The sequence below is a fragment of the Paenibacillus sp. FSL F4-0100 genome (genome assembly GCF_037993005.1).
GTDB lineage: Bacteria > Bacillota > Bacilli > Paenibacillales > Paenibacillaceae > Paenibacillus_AQ.
This window is the reverse complement of sequence record NZ_CP150303.1, coordinates 6,731,251-6,750,364: the sequence shown is the minus strand read 5'-3', so window position 1 is coordinate 6,750,364 and position 19,114 is coordinate 6,731,251. Positions and strand designations below refer to the sequence as shown.

The window sequence follows — 19,114 nt, the reverse complement described above, 5'->3', positions numbered from 1 at the left end:
GATGAACAAAGCAACGGACAAGCTAAAGGAAGTCAAATGCGTGATCTGGGATCTGGACAATACGATGTGGGACGGTATTTTGCTGGAGTCCGATGAGGTTAAGCTAAAGCCGCGCATGCGCGAGCTTCTCGCGGAACTGGATTCTCGCGGCATTCTGCAATCCATCGCAAGCCGCAATGATACGGAGCATGCGCTGGACAAGCTGAAGGAGTTCGGCATCGATACCTATTTCCTGTACCCCGAAATCAACTGGAATGCCAAATCAACGTCGATCGATAAAATACGCTTGAACTTGAACATCGGGATGGACACGATCCTATTCATCGACGATCAGCCCTTCGAACGGGATGAGGTCCTAAGCGTCCATCCAGAGGTAGAGTGTTTGGATGTGACGCCATACGAGACATTGCTCGGTCACCCGCGTCTCAATCCCCGGTTCATTACGGAAGATTCAAGACGTAGGCGGGTCATGTATCTGGAAGACATACTGCGCAAAAACGAGGAAGAATCGTTTGAGGGCCCCCAAGAGGCGTTTCTCAGCTCGCTCGGCATGCGCTTTGTCATTAGCGAGGCTAGAGAGGAGGACTTGAAACGGGCGGAGGAACTGACCATTCGCACGAATCAGCTGAATGCGACGGGTTATACGTACAGTTATGAGGAATTGGACAAGATCAGACGGTCGGATAATCATATCCTGCTCGTGTGCGAATTGACGGATAAATACGGCTCTTACGGCAAGATCGGGCTCGCTCTGATCGAATTGAAGGAAAGCTGCTGGCATCTGAAAATGCTGCTCATGTCCTGCAGAGTGATGTCTCGCGGAGTCGGTACCGTCATGCTCACGTATATCATGCAGCAGGCGAAGAATGAAGGGAAAGTACTTAGGGCCGACTTTAAACAGACGGACCGCAACAAGATGATGTACGTCACGTACCGTTTCGCTAGTTTCACGGAAATCTCCAATGACGGAGAAGGAAACATTCTGTTCGAGAACGATTTAAATCATATTCAACCGTTTCCGCCTTACATTGATGTGTTGGTAACGGTTGCTGGGAAGAGGGGTAACTAGATGGAAATCAAACAAAAAATCCGCAGTTTTATTGAAAGCAATCTGGTTGTATTTGAAGACGAGGCCGTGTTCACTGACGATGATCATATTTTTCAAAAGGGCTTCGTCAATTCGTTGTTCGCGATGAAACTCCTCAGCTACATCGAACAAGAATTCGGATTCACGGTCAGCAATGAGGATTTGGATATCGCTAATTTCAGCACGCTTAACAATATCGTAAAGCTAATCGAAAAGCATAAGCAGGAGGCCTAAGCGATGATTGGACAGACATGCGCGTCTGCTGCCCAAGTCGTAGAGGAGGCTAAAATTTTTGCCGATCGGGAAATCCGGCAGCTCGCAGGAGAAATCGATGTCAAAGGCGAGCTGCCCCGCACCTTGATTAACAAAATGGGGCAATTGGGATATCTGGCGGCCAGCTGGCCGGAGGAATATGGCGGTCTGGGGCTGGATCCTGTGGCATACGGACTGTTTACAGAGCAAATCGGCAAAGCTTGCTGCAACACGAGGGCTCTGATAACCGTTCAAACCTCACTGCTCGGAGAGACCATGCTGCGATTCGGCACAGAGGAACAGAAAAAATACTGGCTGCCACAGATGGCGCGGGCGGAGAAGCTGGGCGCGTTCGCCTTATCAGAACCAAATGTGGGCTCGGATGCTAAAAGCGTACAGACCACCTACCGTAAAGAAGGAAGCCATTATATTCTGAATGGCAGCAAAAAGTGGATTTCATTCGCCGCAATCGCTGATTTTTTCGTTGTGATCGCAGCTGATTCGGGCGGGCAAATCACCTCATTCATCGTAGAGCGCGAACGTGAAGGAGTGCATACAATCCCTATGCAAGGCATGCTCGGCAACCGGGGGGCTCACATTGCCGAGATTCAGCTCAATGAAGTGAGAATTCCGGCGGAGAACGTGCTCGGCATCGTAGGCGGAGGCTTTACTTATATCGTATCCACCGCGCTTGATCATGGCAGATACAGCATTGCTTGGGCAGGAGCGGCAATTGCAGGCGAGGCGCTGGAAGCGATGGTAGCCTACTCGATGTCGCGGTCCCAATTCGGAGACAAGCTGCACCAGTTCCAGTTGGTCAAAGGAATGATTGGGGACGCGGTCACCAAGGTTCATGCCGCGCGTACGCTTTGTATAGCCGCAGGTGAAATGCGAAAAGGTGGGGCGGCGAAAGCGGTTGACGAGACAGCGATCGCCAAATATTTTACATCGAAAGTTGCTGTTGAGGTCACGAACGATACGGTGCAAGTTCACGGCGGCAACGGCTGCCGCAGCGGCTACCCTGCCGAGCGGTTATTTCGGGAAGCCAAGGTGCTGGAAATCATTGAAGGCACCAGCCAAATTCAGCAGCAGGTCATTTCTCAATACGGACTTCGCAAATATGCGGTAAAGAAGCAGGAGAAGTTCGAATAGAAAAGGATGGGTGAGAGTGTGAAGAAACCTCAGAAGCTGGACAAAAGCAATGTTGAAGATATTTTGGCATTGTCTCCTATGCAGTCCGGGATGCTGCTTCAATACTTGAGAGATCCCGAAACTACGCAGTATGTAGAGTTGATTGCACTTGCCGTCAGCGGGGAGCTGAAGCCCTCGTTGTTTGAACAGGCGTGGGCCTACGTTGTGCGGAGCAACGAGGCGCTGCGGTCTTTGTTCCGCTGGGAAGAGGTGAACCAGCCTGTTCAAATCATGCTGCGGGAGCACCGTCCCATTATTCGTTATGAGGACTATTCCGATTATGACGAGAATGCGCAGGCTGGGCTGATTGCAGACCGGATTGCCGCCGATAAAAAGGAAAAATTCCAGCTGGATCAAGTGCCCTTCCGCTTGACGCTGTGCAAGCAGACCGAGCGTAAACACACCATGCTGATGAGCTTTCACCATATCTTGTTCGATGGCTGGAGCACCGGTATTCTGTTGAAGGAATGGCGGAGCGCCTACCTGATGCTGGCACAGGGGCAAGAGCCGGAGCGGCAATACAAGCCGCACCTCAAGCAGTTTATCTCTTTGCTGCAGCAGCAGGACAAGCAAACACAAGAGAACTACTGGAGCCAGTACTTGCATGACATGCAGAACCGGCCCATCGTTACAAGGAGCACAAAAGTTTCGGGGATGCCGGACATGGCTGTGTACACGGAAAAACGGAGCAGCACCTTCACTGCCGGACTGCATCAGTGGGTCCGTTCCGAGGAAGTGACGCAGGCCGCTCTGTTCTATACGGCGTGGGGCATTCTGCTTCAGCACTATACTAATAGTGACGACGTATTGTTCGGTACTACGGTGTCAGGACGCAATACGATTATTCCCGGAATGGAGCACATGGTCGGCTTATTCATTAACACGCTGCCGTTTCGCATGACGGCGGGTCCGGATAAAATGATCCCCGAGCTCCTGGCCGAGGTGAATGCATCGATTCAAGCAAGCGAAGAGCATGCGAACACTTCCTTGACGGATATTAAAACATACGGAGGGCTCCGAGCTGAAGGTAGTCCGTTCGATACCCTAGTCGTAGTGGAGAATTATCCGCTGGATGAAGTGGTTACAAGCACCGACGGACCGCTTATTATTGAACCCCATCACATTGAGGAAGAGACCGAGTTCGATTTGACACTCCGCATTACCGTGGCCGAAGAGCTGGAACTAACCTTCTCATATAATAAACAGGCGTATCACGAGGATATGGTCAAGAAGCTTGCTCATCATTATCTCTATATTCTTGAACAAATCACACAAGCCCAAGCCCAGGTTACTACATACCGGGAGACCAGGCTTAAGGATATCGGGATTCTTACCCATGAAGAGCGGGAGCAAATTCTGTTATTCAACCTGACAACTTCAAATTATCCCAGTGAGAAAATGGTTCATGAGCTGTTCGAGGAACAGGTGCTGTTGTCCCCTGAGAGTACGGCTGTAACAGATGAGCATATATCCTATACCTATCGCGAGCTGAATGAGCAGGCTAACCGGATTGCTCGTTCGCTGCAGGCGAAAGGCATGGAAAGCGGCCAGATTGTGGGCTTGATGGCGAACAGATCCACAGAATTGGTTGCCGGAATCTTCGGCATTCTGAAAGCGGGAGGGGTCTATCTGCCGATTGATTCCGCGCATCCTGCCGAAAGGATCGCCTATATGCTGTCTGATGGCAATGTGCGCACAGTGCTGGCTTCACCGGGCCTTGAGGATCTGATACCGGAACATGCCCAGGTGCTGAAGCTGGACGAAGCGCTGCTTCATCTCGGCGAAGCGTCCGAGTTGCCTCAGGCAGGCAGTTCGGAACATCCGGCTTACGTCATGTATACATCCGGTTCGACCGGTAAGCCCAAAGGTGTCATTGTCGGGCACCGAGGAATTGTGAGGCTGGTTCGGAACACGAACCACGTCCAGTTCGAAGCGCATGACTGCGTCCTTCAGGCAGGAGCAATCGGCTTTGATGCTCTAACATTCGAGGTGTTCGGGGCGCTCTTGAACGGGGCTAGCCTGCATATTGCGGACAAGCATACGCTGCTTGACAATGCCAAACTGGATGCCTTTTTGCGTACGCGCGCAATATCGGGCGGACTGCTGACTCCGGCATTATTCAATCAGCTGGCCCAGCAGCGTCCAGACATGTTCGCCGGGATGCGGAACCTGGTCGTAGGCGGCGATGTACTCTCTCCGAAGCACATTGAGGCTGTTCGGCAAGCATGTCCTGGACTGACGATTTGGAACGCCTACGGTCCTACCGAAAACACGGTTATTTCCACCTGCTTCCGTATCGACAGTGAATTTAACGAGCATATTCCGATCGGGCCGCCTATCAGCAATTCTACGGCTTATATCGTCGACCGCTATGATAACCTGCTGCCGATCGGCATTCCCGGCGAGCTGATCGTCGGAGGTGACGGTGTTGCGCTCGGTTACTTGAATCGGCCGGATCTGACGGCAGAGAAATTTGTATCGGATCCCTTCCGCTTAAGCGGGAATATCTACAAGACAGGCGATATGGCGCGCTGGCTGGAAGACGGAACCATTGAATATATGGGACGAATGGACCAGCAAGTGAAAATCCGCGGCCACCGCATCGAAATCGGTGAAATCGAGACGATGCTCCTGCAGCACAAATCAGTTCAAGAAGCAGCGGTAACGGTGCAACAACGGGGCGCTCAGACTGAGTTATGCGCCTATGTGGCTGCTTCCGAGAAGGTGTCCGCATCTGACCTGCGGGTATATCTTGCCGCAAAATTGCCCGATTACATGATACCTTCTCACATTGTCCAGCTGGACCAGATACCACTGACACCTAACGGAAAGCTGGACCGCAAGGCACTGCCTGCGTTTGTGGAGGCTCCCCGTGAGATCCAGGAAGCAGCGATGCCGAGGACAGAGCTGGAGAATCTGATCGCAGATGCCTGGAAAGCCGTGCTAGAGCTGGAGCGCATCGGTATCCACGATAAGTATTTTGAAGTAGGCGGCAATTCGATTAATCTAATCCAACTGCAGAGCAAGCTGCAAAGACAGCTTAAGCGTGAGATTCCAATCGTCACGCTATTTCAATACCCCACCGTGCATGATCTGGCTGCGCATTTGGCAGGCGAAACTGAACGATCGGCAGATCGGAAGAGCGAGAGTGCAGCAGCCAGCAGGAAGAACGAGCAGCCTTCTCTGGCGCAATCGGACCGTGCAGAGCACGGGAATCAAGGCAGCCGGGACATTGCAGTTATCGGCTTGGCCGGCAGATTCCCTGGCGCACGAAATATCAGTGAGTTTTGGAGCAATTTGCAGCAGGGCAGAGAGTCGATCTCCTTTTTTTCAGATGACGAACTGGCTGAGTATGGCTTTGACCGTCAGCTTTTGAAACGGCCGGAGTTTGTCAAAGCAAAGGGCGTGCTGGATGAGATGGACCACTTCGATCCGGCCTTCTTCGGATATACACCCGATCAGGCGGCGTTGATGGATCCTCAAGTTCGACTGCTGCATGAATGCGCATGGCATACGCTGGAAGATGCCGGCTGCGACCCGCAGCGACATGTTGGGTCTATCGGGCTGTTTGCCGGGGTTACGAACAATTTCCACTGGCTGTCGCAGCTGTCTGACCGCCTGCACGGGAGTTTATCGGATATGTTTGAGGTTGATTCGCTAAACGACTCATACACAGTCAGCACCCGCATATCTCACAAGCTAAATTTAAAAGGTCCTGCGATTAGTTTGCAAACGGCCTGTTCTACCTCACTGGTAGCTGTACATTTGGCTTGCCAGTCTATTCTTAACGGGGACTGCGATCTGGCTCTGGCCGGAGGCGCGTCGATCGTGCTCCCTCATAAATCGGGTTATCTGTATCAGGAAGGAATGGTAAAGTCGCCAGACGGTCATTGCCGCACCTTCGATGCCAAAGCCAAGGGGACGATAGGCGGAGATGGTGTCGGATTCGTGGCGCTCAAATCGCTCGAGGCAGCTATCACAGATGGTGACCGGATTTATGCGGTAATCAAAGGCTCGGCTATCAACAATGATGGCAGTCGCAAGGTCGGTTATACGGCGCCAAGCGTACAGGGCCAAGCTGATGTTATCGCCAGAGCTCAAGAAGCCGCAGGAGTTCCAGCCGAAAGTATCACTTACGTTGAGGCGCACGGATCGGGAACTACGCTTGGCGATCCGATCGAGATCGAGGCGTTGACGAAGGCATTCCGGACGGACAAGACCGGCTTCTGCCGCATAGGCTCCGTAAAAACGAACATAGGACATCTGGATGCCGCAGCAGGGGTGGCGGGTTTGATCAAGACGGCGCTGGCGCTTCATCATAAACAGCTTCCGCCCAGCCTGCATTATGAGACCCCGAATCCGAATATTGATTTCGCGAACAGTCCTTTCGTAGTCAATACCGGCCTGGCCGATTGGCGCAACGATGATTATCCGCTGCGCGCGGGAGTCAGTTCCTTCGGAATAGGTGGAACGAATGCCCACGTCGTCATGGAAGAGGCGCCTATACAGGAAGCCACCGGGAAGGGCCGGACCCATCAGGTGCTGGTATTGTCCGCACAGACACCGGATGCACTCGATTCGATGACAGACAATCTAGGCGTCTATCTCAAGGAGCATCCTTCAGAGAATCTGGCCGATATTGCGTATACCTTGCAGACCGGCCGGCGTCCCTTCAGATACCGGCGCCTGCTCTCCTGCAGCACGGTTGAGGAAGCGATAGCAGCACTGACGCCTGCTGCTGACAGGGCAAGCTTCGATGCACGGAAAGTAATCTCCGGCACGACCGGGGAGGAGCGCGGTTCAATCGTGTTCATGTTCTCCGGGCAAGGATCGCAATATATCAACATGGGGAAAGGCTTGTATGAGACCGAGCCCGTGTTCCGAGAAGAGATGAACCACTGCTTCCGTCTGTATCTCGACATTACCGGCTCTGATATGAAGGTAATGCTGTACCCGGATGCAGACGCAGAGACTGCGGAAGCGTCCCTTCAATTAAATCAGACTAAACATATCCAGCCTGCCATGCTTATGCTCGAATTTGCGCTCGCGCGTCTTCTCCTGTCATGGGGAGTGAAGCCGGATGCGATGATAGGTTACAGCTTCGGCGAGTATGCTGCCGCTTGCCTCGCCGGCGTCATGTCACTGGAAGAGGCGATGCGTCTCATCATACTGCGCGGAGAGCTTATGCATCAGGTGCCGCCAGGCGGGATGCTCAGCGTGCCTCTTCCTGAGCAAGATATCAAACCCCTTCTTAGCGGCTCCATATCACTGGCGGTCGTCAACGGGCCTTCCTGCATTGTATCCGGCCCAGAAGAAGAAATCGCCGCATTCGAACAGCAGATGAAGGCGGGCAAATTCGTTTGTATGAGATTGCCGGTGTCAACGGCTGCTCATTCTTCGCTTCTTCACGAAGTGGCGGAGCCGTTCGCCGAAGCCGTCCGACAGGTCCGTTTGAATCCGCCCCAAATACCGTATGTCTCTACAACGACGGGCAATTGGATAACGGATGAAGAAGCGACAGACCCGGGTTATTGGACTCGGCACATGACGGATACCGTTCGTTTTGCTGATGGGATTGTGAGGCTTGCAGAGCAGCAGGGCAGGCTGTTCGTGGAAATCGGTCCGGGACAGGATTTGACACTCTTGGCACGTCGCTACATCGATACAGAGCGCGGACAGCAGGCACTAAACCTTATGCCGCCTGAGCATAGCAGTATACCGGACACCTCCCTGCTCGTTAACCGGATCGGGAGATTGTGGCTCTACGGCCAGTCCATCGATTGGAGGGCATTTCATGGAGAAGAACCGCGACGGCGTATCTCTCTACCTCTTTATCCGTTTGCCGGGCAGCGCTATTGGATCGAGTCTGCTGCCGGTACTTCACTACCGGTGGGCAGCGCTAAGAACAAGATTCAGGGCGCGGGCGGCAAGGTGGCCAAGCTGCCGGATATGTCCGACTGGTTCTATGTACCGACATGGAAAAAAGAGCAGCTGCTTCCTGGCTCCGCCAGCATGAACGCAAACATTGCCGGAAATTGGCTTGTATTCGCCGATGAAAACGGCTTGGCTGCCGATATTATCAAATCCCTTGCCGAGTGTGGAGGGCAAATCATTGTAGTTCGTGCGGGCGAGCACTACGAGCGGGTCACAGCTCATCAATATATCGTGAATCCGCAAAATGAACATCATTATATGAAACTTTTTGCGGATCTGGAAGCCGGGGGAACCTCGCCTGACCTGCTGCTTCACGCTTGGGGAATTTCCGCTCCATCCTCTTGTGACAGCGGTGCATCTTGGCTGACTGCCACACAGGAACGTGGATACTACAGCTTGTTATACACGGGCAAGGCACTGAAAAAACAAGCTTCAGGTCATGAAATACACATGTGGGTGCTGACGGATCATATGCACGCTATTGCCGGCGAATCTGTCCTGTATCCTGAGAAAGCGACGGTACTTGGACCATGCCGGGTTATTCCGCAAGAATTACCTAACATTCATTGTCACAGTATCGATATTAACCTGCCGGAAGCGGGAAGCTGGCAGAGAGACAGGCTGATCCGCCGCCTGCTGGACGAGTTCGGCGCTGCCCGGTTTGAATTGGCGGCTGCTTATCGCGATAACGAACGCTGGGTTCTCGGTTATGAGCCCGTTAAAATAGCGGAACCTGAAGCGGAAGCATCGAGACTCCGTCAAGGCGGCGTTTATTTGATCACTGGCGGATTAGGATATATCGGCCAGGTTCTCGCAGGTCATTTGGCCCGAAGCGTACAGGCGAAGCTTGTCTTCACCACCCGCTCATCATTCCCAACCAATGACAAATGGGAACAGTGGCTTGCCGAACACGGCCCTGAGAATACCGTCAGTGTCCAGATTGGCAAGCTGAAGGAGCTCGAATCCCAGGGAGCCGAGGTACTTGTGTTAACGGCGAACTCGTCGGACTTAGAGCAAATGAAGGAGGCTGTCCGGCAAATCGAGTCAGTGTTCGGTTCCTTAAACGGAGTTATCCATACAGCGGGTATGACTGGGGAAGCGGCATTTAGGATGCTGGAGGAGACAGACGAGGAATTAAGCGAACAGCATTTCCAAGCAAAGCTGTATGGACTCTATGTTCTGGATCGAGTGTTGGCTGATAAGGAGCTTGATTTCTGCCTGCTGGCCTCGTCGCTGTCTCCGATGCTGGGCGGATTAGGCTTTACCGCCTATTCAGCAGCGAACCATTTTATGGATGCCTATGTACACGATCGCAACCGTCGTCTGAGCACGGCTTGGACCAGTGTCAACTGGGACGGTTGGCAGCTGGAGAAAGAGCAGACGATTCATGGGCAGGCGGGCGCTTCGATATCCGAGCTGCTCATTGCGCCAGAAGAGGGGATCGAGCTGCTGAGGCGCGTGTTGTCGGTCCGGGAAGCAGGCCAGATCGTCCTGTCGACCGGCAGCTTGCAGGATCGGATCGACAAGTGGGTGAAACGGACGGCTCAGGAAGAGGCACCTCTCCCGAAGGGAGACGGCGGCTTCTACACCCGTCCCGCGCTGTCCGGTGAATATATCGCTCCCGTAACAGAGTCCGAACGCAGGCTCTGCGGGATGTGGGAGCAGTTTTTCCGGATAGACCGGATCGGGGTGCAGGATGATTTCTTCGAACTGGGTGGAGATTCACTCAAAGCAATTACGGTTGTTACCGGGATTCATAAGGAAATGAAGGTGGAAATCAGCTTGCCTGTCTTTTTCAATATGCCGACGATCCAGCAGTTGGCCGCCTATATCGATGAGGCGGAACAGAGTGCCTACCAAGATATTGAAAAGGCTCCGCCACGCGAATATTACGAGCTGTCCTCCGCGCAGAAGCGTCTGTATTTGATTCAGCAGATGGAGAAGGGACATACGGGATATAACGAAATTGTGGCAGGCATTCTGATAGGCAAACTGGACAGGGCCCAAATGGAAGCGGTACTCCGGCAGCTGATAAAGCGTCATGAAAGCTTGCGTACTTCATTTGAATTGGTTAACGGCTTGCCCATGCAGAAAATCAACGAAACCGTCGAGTTCGAGGTTGAATATGCGGACTTCAGCGGCGAAATTGAGCTGGGGGCTTCGGACGCTGGACTCCTTGATGAGGAAGGGGAAACGGCTGTGAAAATCCGCGAAGCAGTGGCGAAGTTCGTGCGGCCCTTTGACTTGACCCGGGCGCCTTTGATGCGCGCCGGACTCATCAAGCTTGAGGATGAGCGGCATGTGTTGATGGTGGATCTTCATCATATCGTGTCGGACGGTTTATCACAGGACATATTCGTTAACGATTTTATGGCTCTGTATGCCGGTCGTGAATTGCCCGAGCTTGAGCTGCAATATAAGGATTTTTCAGATTGGCAGAACCGGATGAAGGAAACGGAGGAGCAGCAACGGCAGGGAGAATTCTGGTTAAATCAGTTGCAGGAAGTTCCCCGGTTAGCCCTGCGCACGGATTATCCGCGCCCGGAGACAAGAAATTTCTCCGGCAGCCGAGTTCCCTTTGATCTGAGTATGGAGCAGACACAAGCGCTGAAGTCGCTCTGCCTGAAGGAAGATGTGACGTTGTTCATGGCGTTGCTCGCCGTTTTCAATCTGCTTCTATCCAAAGTTTGTGCTCAGCAAGACATCGTTGTAGGGACTCCGATTATTGGCCGCAAACAGCAGTCTTTGCAGCTTATTATCGGCAAATTCGTCAACATGCTTCCGCTGCGTAATCAATTGGATGAAGAAATGAGCTTCAGCGCCCTTCTACAGACAGTACGAGCCACAACTCTGGATGCATTTGCCAATCAGGACTACCAGTTTGAGGAAATGGTTCAGCAGTTGGGTCAGGATCGTGATTTGGCCCGTAATCCGGTATTTGATGTTGTATTCGCGCTCCAGAATATGCAGAACCCTGAGATGAGCATTCCCGGCCTGAAGATGGAACCTTTCCCGTTCGTTCACGACGCCTCTCATTTTGATTTGTCTCTGATCGCGGAGGAGGACGGAGAAAGACTGTCCTTCAAGTTTGAATACAGCACCCGCTTATTCCTGAGGGACACGATTGTGCGTTTTGCAGGTTATATGCAGGATATTATATCCGGTGTTCTGGCAAATCCGGACAAGAAGCTGAAGGACATCACGATTGCTCATCATTTAGCTGAGCCTGAACCTGTCTATCTTGCCGGAGCCCGGGGGGAATTCGGACTATGAGGAGGAAGAAAGGGAGGAATAGGGATGGGGCTTGAAAATCGTTTGGACCGTCTGGCAGTGGCAGCTTCTCAAAAGAGCAAGGAACGGGAATACTGGCTGTCCGCATTGTCCGGAGAATATGACAAGAGCGGATTTCCTGGCGATTATACGCGCGGAACAGGGGTGACGGTTGAATATGCTTCGTTTTCCTTCCCGCAGGAGCTGGCGGACCGCCTGCTGCAAGTCAGCAACGGATCGGATTCAAAGCTTCATGTCGTACTATCTGCTGCACTCGCCGTTTTGCTGGCCAAAATGTCCAATCGCAGTGTCGTTACGCTAGGGACTCCGATCTATAAGCAGAAGGAAGAGGCCGAATTTATCAATTTCGTACTGCCTTTGCGGATTAAGATCGATCACTCACTCTCGTTCAGACAATGTCTTCTTCACACGCAAGATACGGTTGTGGCAGCAGTGGATCATCAGAGCTATCCGATGGAGATGGTGGCGGAACAGTTGGCGCTTCAAACGGATGATCCCATCGCACATCCGTTATTCGAGGCGGCATTGCTGCTCGACAACATTCATGAAGAGCGTTATTTCCGGAATGTGAAATGGACTACGTTGTTTTCTTTTTGCAGGAAGCAAGACCGCATCGGCGGTACGGTTCAATATAACGCACAGCTCTACCGCAGCGACACGATAGATAAACTTGTCTCGCGTTACACACTTCTGCTGCGGGAGACGCTGGCGAATCCGGATCTTCCGCTGAACAGCATCGACATACTGCTGCCGGGGGAGAGAGAGGATCTTCTCGGCCCTCTGGCCGGCAGTCCAGCCGAGTTTCTTGAACATAAGACCGTTCAGCAATGGTTTGAAGAGCAGGCTGCACGGACCCCGCATGCGCCTGCCATCGTTAACCAGGGGCAGTACATGACGTATGGTGAGCTGAATGAGAAGGCCAACCAGCTCGCCCGGGTACTGAGGACTGAAGGAATCGGGGCGGGTGACATCGTAGGCATGCTGTTTGCGCCTTCCGCTGACATGATGCTTGGTATGATGGCCGTCCTTAAAGCCGGCGGTGCTTTCCTGCCGATAGACCCGGATTATCCCGACGAGCGCATAACGTACATGCTGGAAGACAGCCGCGCACAAGTGGTGCTGACACAACAGGCTTTTATCGGCAGAATGAGAGGCCGCAAGACGCTGTGTCTGGATGATGAAGAGTTGTTTGCCGACGAAGCAGGTAATTTGGCATTAGAGAGCACAGCGGATGATCTGGCCTATGTTATCTATACATCCGGGTCAACAGGACAGCCGAAAGGTGTCATGATTGAGCACCGTTCGCTTGTCAATCTGGCCTTCTGGCACAATCGCACTTTTGGTGTAACTACGGTGGATCGCAGCATTAAGTATGCCGGTTTCGGATTTGACGCTTCGGTGTGGGAAGTGTTTCCCTATCTGCTTGCAGGGGCATGCATTCACATCGTGCCATCCGAGATCAGACTGGATGCAAACAAACTGGATGATTTTTTCACAGAGAACGGCATTACCATCGCCTTCCTGCCGACTCTGATGTGCGAGCAGTTCATGGATTTGCCGGACCGGGAACAGACCCCACTGCGGATCTTGTTAACAGGCGGCGATCGCTTGAAGCGGTATAAGCCGGGCAACTACAGGCTGTTCAACAATTACGGTCCTACTGAGAATGCGGTCGTGACTACGTTCACCGAAATTAAGCCGGACAACGGAGGCCTTCCGATCGGGCGGCCGGTCGATAATGCCAAGGTTTATATATTAGACGCTAATTTTCAGCTGCTTCCACCAGGATTGCCTGGCCAAATCTGCGTTTCGGGTGCGGGTCTGGCTCGCGGTTATCTCGGTCGACCGGAGCTGACAGCAGAGAAATTCGTCCCTCACCCGTTCGCTCCCGGAGAGCGCCTGTATTTGACGGGTGATCTGGGACGCTGGCTTCAAGACGGAACGCTGGAGTACTTGGGCCGACAGGACGACCAGGTCAAGGTACGGGGATATCGCATAGAGCCCGGTGAGATCGAAGCTCTGCTGCGGCGTCACGAGGAAGTTCGCGAAGCTGTAATCCGCATCATGGAAGATGAGAGCGGGCAGAACTTCTTATGCGCGTACTATACCGGGCCGGATGATCTCTCCGCTGCTAAACTTCGGGAGCATCTCTCCGGGCAGCTGCCCGCTTATATGATTCCGGCCTATTTTGTCTACCTGAATGAGCTTCCTGTAACGGCAAACGGCAAACTCGATATGAAAGCTTTGCCCGATCCGAAAGCTCATGTTCATACTGGCAAGAAATACGTGGCACCACAAGGTGAAACAGAGAACACACTGGTCCGGATCTGGGCCGAGGTTTTGGCGGTTAGCGAAGACAAAGTCGGGGTACAGGATACGTTTTTCGACCTGGGAGGCAACTCATTTCAGCTGGTCCAGGTAGTCAATATGCTGAAGGAAACCTTCGGGCATGACATTCCAGTACCCGTTATGTTCCAGTACACTACGGTTTCGGCGCTCGGCGGCTATTTACAGAGGATGGACAATGGGGAGGCTCCAATGCCCCAAGATATGGCCGACAACGAAGAGATGGATGCGGGATTCGAAACCATGGAACAGACGATGCTGATTCTGGAGGGAGCGCATGATGACTAAAAGCAGACATTCACAAACGGCTACCGGGCTGGAAATCGCTGTGATTGGCATGGCGGGCCGGTTTCCCGAAGCGCGAAATATCGAGGAGTACTGGGATAATCTGAGAAACGGCAAGGAATCGATCCATTTCTTCTCCGATAGCGAACTTGAGGCGGCAGGCGTCGATCCTGAACTGATTCGAAATCCCAGATATGTAAGAGCGAAAGGGCTCGTACCGGATGCGGAATGGTTTGATTCTGATTTTTTTGATTATTCGCCGCGCGAGGCTGAAGTCATTGATCCGCAGCTGCGGATCTTCCATGAGTGCGCCTATGAAGCGTTGGAGCATGCGGGCTACGACACGGAGCAGACAAACGGCGCTATCGGTCTGTACGCAGGGGCATCATCGAGTATTTACTGGCAACTAGTGGCCATGATTTCGCGCAGCGAGGGCACAGCCGAGCAGTTCGCCGCACTGGCTTTGTCGGACAAAGATTTCTTGAGCACGCGTATTGCCCACAAGCTGAATTTAAAAGGCACGAGTGTGAACGTCGATTCTGCTTGCTCCACCTCCCTGCTGGCCATTCACCTGGCCTGCCGAGCACTGCTTACGGGCGAATGCAGGATAGCGTTAGCCGGCGGAGTTACCGTAACGGTACCCCGGACGGAAGGTTATTTATACGAGGAAGGTATGGTCAGCTCGCCGGATGGCCATTGCCGTGCTTTCGCTTCAACTGCCAAGGGAACCGTCGGCGGCGAAGGGGCGGGTGTCGTTGTGCTGAAGCCGCTTAAGCAGGCATTAGCCGACGGAGACGCTATTTATGCGGTTATTAAGGGCTCGGCGGCGAACAATGACGGTACGCGTAAAATGGGTTACTCCGCTCCCAGTGTAGAGGGACAGGCTGAAGTAATCCGCGCGGCGCAGCGGATGAGTCGGGTCACTCCGGAGAGTATCAGCTATATCGAAGCGCACGGTACCGGTACAGCGCTGGGCGATCCGGTCGAGATCGAAGCGCTTAAGCTGGCTTTCCAGACGGACAAAACAGGGTTCTGCCGGATCGGCTCAGTCAAGACGAACATCGGACACTTAAATAGTGCCGCCGGGGTTGCGGCGTTCATCAAAACGGTGCTGGCGATTATGCACAAGCAGCTTCCGCCGAGCTTACATTTCGATAAGCCTAATCCCAAAATCGATTTTGCCAGCAGTCCGTTTATCGTCAATACAGAGCTCACGAGCTGGACGAGCGAGCAGCACCCGCTGAGAGCCGGCGTGAGCTCGTTCGGTATCGGTGGAACCAATGTGCATGTGGTGCTCGAAGAAGCACCTCCCCGGGCGGAAGAAACGAAAGGGAGAGATTCACAGCTGCTCCTATTGTCCGCAAAAACGGAATCAGGACTTGAACAAGCTACAGCCCGCTTACGCGAGTATTTAGGGGCTAATCCAGGCCTTTCTCTACCCGATGCGGCCTATACACTGCAGATCGGCCGCAGGGCATATAAGCATAGGCGCATGCTCGTAAGTTCTTCTGCGGAGGAAGCGCTGGAGCTGTTGGGCAGCCTGCCTCCGGAACGGGTTTACAGCCGTGTTGGCGATAATGAACGGCCCAGGCTCGTATTTATGTTCCCTGGACAAGGCGCGCAGTATGTCAACATGGGACTGGATCTGTACAACCATGAGCCGGAATTCCGCGAAGCAGCCGACCGGTGCTTTGCCATTATCCGTCCGTTGATGGACGTTGATTTAAAAGATTTGATGTATCCCGCCGGTAGCGAAGCGGCCGGTGATCACAGTGATCGCTTGAAGCAGACGGACGTGACACAGCCGGTCATGTTTATATTCTCCTATGCGTTGGCAAATCTGCTGATCGGATGGGGGCTGAAGCCTGCCTCCATGATCGGACACAGCGTCGGAGAATATGTGGCCGCTTGTCTGGCAGGAGTATTGACGGTAGAAGATGCGCTGGAGCTGGTCGTGCTGCGGGGTAAACTTATGCACAGTCTGCCGGGGGGAGCGATGTTAAGCGTACCCTTACCTGAGCAGGAACTCATACCGTTCATGAACGAAGGCTTATCGATTGCGGCAGTTAACGGTCCGGCGATGTGCGTCGTATCGGGATCTCATGAGGCGATAGAGCTTTTGGAAGAAAAGCTGACCCGGAAAGGGCAGGCCTGCACAAGACTGCATACGTCACATGCCTTTCACTCCGCCATGATGGAACCGGCAATGGAGCCGTTTCGCCAGAAGTTAAGAGGGATGGAGCTGCAGGCCCCGGGCATACCGTATATTTCAAATGTAAGCGGAGGCTGGATTACGAAGGAAGAAACAGTCGATCCCGATTACTGGGTCCGGCATTTGCGCGGGACCGTACGCTTTGCCGACGGTCTTCGCGAGCTGCTGCATGACGATAAGGCCGTATTTGTGGAAGTCGGTCCCGGCAACACATTAAGCGCGTTCGTGCGCCGGCATCCCGACAAGAAGGAGCGGCACGCCGTCATTAATCTTGTTCGGCATGTGAAGGAGCAGGTGCGTGACGACTATTATTTGCAGCAGCAGGTGGGACGCATGTGGCTGGAAGGAGCTCGGCCTGATTGGAAGGCATTCCATGCGCATGAACAGCGCCGGCGGATAGCTCTGCCGACGTATCCGTTTGAGCGCAAGCGTTATTGGGTTGATCCGCCGTTTGATACGGATGTTCTAAAGCAAGGTCTTGTCCGCAAGGAAGCGAAGGAATCAAGACCCCAAAGCGTTGCCGGAATTAAAAAGAATGCTGTACGGGAGTGGCTGTACACGCCAATCTGGGAACGTTCCCTGTTGAACGAAGAGGCAGTTGCGGCTGCGGGCATGAAACCCAAGACCACTTGGCTATTTTTTGCGCCAGAGCATGGCATTTGTTCCCGGCTGGCAGCGGGGTTACAGCAAGCCGGTCATGGCATCGTTTCGGTTTATCCATCCGATTCGTTTGCTAAGCTGGATGATCAAGCGTACGGGATCGATCCGGGGCAGCAAGAGCATTATACCCGGCTGCTGCAGAATTTGAAGGAAGCCGGCACCATGCCGGAGCGCATTGTTCATGCCTGGCTGACGGAGGAGAGCGTACATACCGAAGGGTGGACCGCTTCCCGCAGCGCAAGGGTACTGGCTAATGGTTATTTCAGCCTTATTGCACTGGCTCAGGCGATTGGGACTTGCGGACTGCAGGAAGAGCTGCAGCTTACGGTCATAACGTCCGGTATGCAAGAGGTGACAGGAGATGAGCGGTTGCTGCCGGAACAAGCGGCGGTGCTTGGGGCATGTCTGGTTATTCCGCAGGAATACGGCAATGTGCGCTGTCGCAGCATCGATATTGCGGATTCGCTCGGGCAGGAGGTTTCTGAACATCGGCAGCAAGCGCTATTGGGCCGATTACAAGCCGAATTAACCGCTTTTCCAGCGGATATTTTCGTCGCGTATCGCGGTTGGAACCGCTGGGTGCAGACATACATTCCAATTCCGGTTCCTGCCGCTGTCGAAGAGAATTTCGGCCTCAGAGAAGAGGGGGTATACCTAATTACCGGAGGCTTGGGCGGTATAGGAATGACCTTGGCGGAGCATCTGGCGAAGAGTGTGAGGGCTAAGCTCATACTTGTCAGCCGATCGGGAATAGGGGAAGAAGCGGACTGGCGTCAATGCGTCGAACATACGGCAGACGAAACTCAGGCGATTCAGCTGAAAAAGCTCGAGGAGCTGGAGCTGTACGGGGCCGAGGTACTGGTCTGCAAAGCGGATGTAAGCAATGAGCAGCAAATGGAGCAGGCCGTAGCCCGGGCGGTCGACCGCTTCGGAACGATTCATGGCGTTATCCACGCGGCCGGCACGGCCGATGGTGCGCTCATCCAGCGGCGGACTTGGGAGATTGAAGAACGTGCATTGACGGCCAAGGTGAACGGTACGCGTGTCCTCGAGCGAGTGCTGGCGGGAAGGAAGCTGGACTTCCTCGTATTGTGTTCTTCTCTGACCAGTGTGCTGGGCGCCTTGGGCCAAGCGGGGTACTGCGCAGCCAATGCGTTTCTCGATGCTTACGCCTACCGTAAACGCTCGCTGGACAATACGCATGTCGTCGCGATTGATTGGGACGGGTGGCAGACTGTCGGAATGGCCGCTGCGGCTGAGCAAGAAGTCGCCATTGCTGCAGCGCAAGCGGGAGTGTCCACACAAGGCCCGGACAAGCAGACCCGTTTGTTCCCTGAGGAAGGAATCGCTGTTTTCCGGTATGCACTGGCTTGCGGTCTGCCTCAGGTAACGGTATCGACGACGGATTTGAGCTTGCGGCTGCATGCCGCCCGCACTTCATCCCTGCAATCCCTAGTGGACGGGGAGATGAGCGGCATATCCCGCACAACGGCACGTTCCGAGGTCAGCACGTCGTTTGCGCCTCCGGAGGACGAACTGGAGCAGACTTTAGCCCAGCTTTGGCAGGACTATCTGGGTATTGATCAAGTCGGCCTGCATGATAACTTCTTCGAGCTGGGGGCTAGTTCGCTCGATATTATTCAAATGAACTCCAAGCTCCAACGTTCACTTCAGCAGGAAGTGTCCGTGGTTGACATGTTCAGCCATCCGACCATTTATGCACTCGCTGGGTTGCTGAGAAGATTACAAGCGGGAACCGGTAAGCAGGAAGAGACAGCGGACCGCACAGAACTGATACAGGACGGAAAGCACAGGCTGCAGAAGCGGCTGCAAAAAAGGAATAGAACGTGAAGGAG

Annotated in this window: 6 protein-coding genes; all 6 read left to right on the top strand. The window is 53.6% G+C overall.

Annotated elements, in window-relative coordinates; translation table 11 throughout:
- Position 1: 1 nt before the first annotated feature.
- The 6 genes from MHH48_RS30725 to MHH48_RS30700 are packed head-to-tail and all read left to right on the top strand — an operon-like array spanning position 2 to position 19,109.
- On the top strand, positions 2-1,069 hold the full coding sequence (locus tag MHH48_RS30725) for an HAD-IIIC family phosphatase (RefSeq protein WP_076325385.1): 1,068 nt from the start codon (positions 2-4) through the stop codon (positions 1,067-1,069).
- Positions 1,070-1,321: an acyl carrier protein gene (locus MHH48_RS30720; protein WP_053491437.1), complete on the top strand. Its 252-nt coding sequence runs from the start codon at positions 1,070-1,072 to the stop codon at positions 1,319-1,321.
- A 3-nt stretch (positions 1,322-1,324) separates the two neighbouring features.
- Positions 1,325-2,491 carry an acyl-CoA dehydrogenase family protein gene (locus MHH48_RS30715; protein ID WP_076325386.1) on the top strand — a complete coding sequence of 389 codons (1,167 nt, stop codon included), beginning with the start codon at positions 1,325-1,327 and terminating at the stop codon, positions 2,489-2,491.
- An 18-nt stretch (positions 2,492-2,509) separates the two neighbouring features.
- Positions 2,510-11,737, top strand: a complete 9,228-nt coding sequence (locus MHH48_RS30710) for a non-ribosomal peptide synthetase/type I polyketide synthase (protein WP_256720768.1) — start codon at positions 2,510-2,512, stop codon at positions 11,735-11,737.
- Positions 11,738-11,761: 24 nt separating this feature from the next.
- The gene (locus MHH48_RS30705; RefSeq protein ID WP_076325388.1) at positions 11,762-14,389 is read left to right on the top strand and encodes a non-ribosomal peptide synthetase; all 2,628 of its coding nucleotides are present in this window, start codon (positions 11,762-11,764) and stop codon (positions 14,387-14,389) included.
- Positions 14,379-19,109, top strand: a complete 4,731-nt coding sequence (locus tag MHH48_RS30700) for a type I polyketide synthase (protein WP_256720769.1) — start codon at positions 14,379-14,381, stop codon at positions 19,107-19,109. Before MHH48_RS30705 ends, MHH48_RS30700 begins: the two co-directional genes overlap by 11 nt.
- Positions 19,110-19,114 lie beyond the last annotated feature (5 nt).

What these genes read in the sequence shown, in the direction of transcription:
- MHH48_RS30705 (WP_076325388.1), top strand. Translation starts at nt 11,762, where the DNA reads ATGGGGCTTGAAAATCGTTTGGACCGTCTGGCAGTGGCAGCTTCTCAA.
- MHH48_RS30700 (WP_256720769.1), top strand. Translation starts at nt 14,379, where the DNA reads ATGATGACTAAAAGCAGACATTCACAAACGGCTACCGGGCTGGAAATC.
- MHH48_RS30715 (WP_076325386.1), top strand. Translation starts at nt 1,325, where the DNA reads ATGATTGGACAGACATGCGCGTCTGCTGCCCAAGTCGTAGAGGAGGCT.
- MHH48_RS30720 (WP_053491437.1), top strand. Translation starts at nt 1,070, where the DNA reads ATGGAAATCAAACAAAAAATCCGCAGTTTTATTGAAAGCAATCTGGTT.
- MHH48_RS30725 (WP_076325385.1), top strand. Translation starts at nt 2, where the DNA reads ATGAACAAAGCAACGGACAAGCTAAAGGAAGTCAAATGCGTGATCTGG.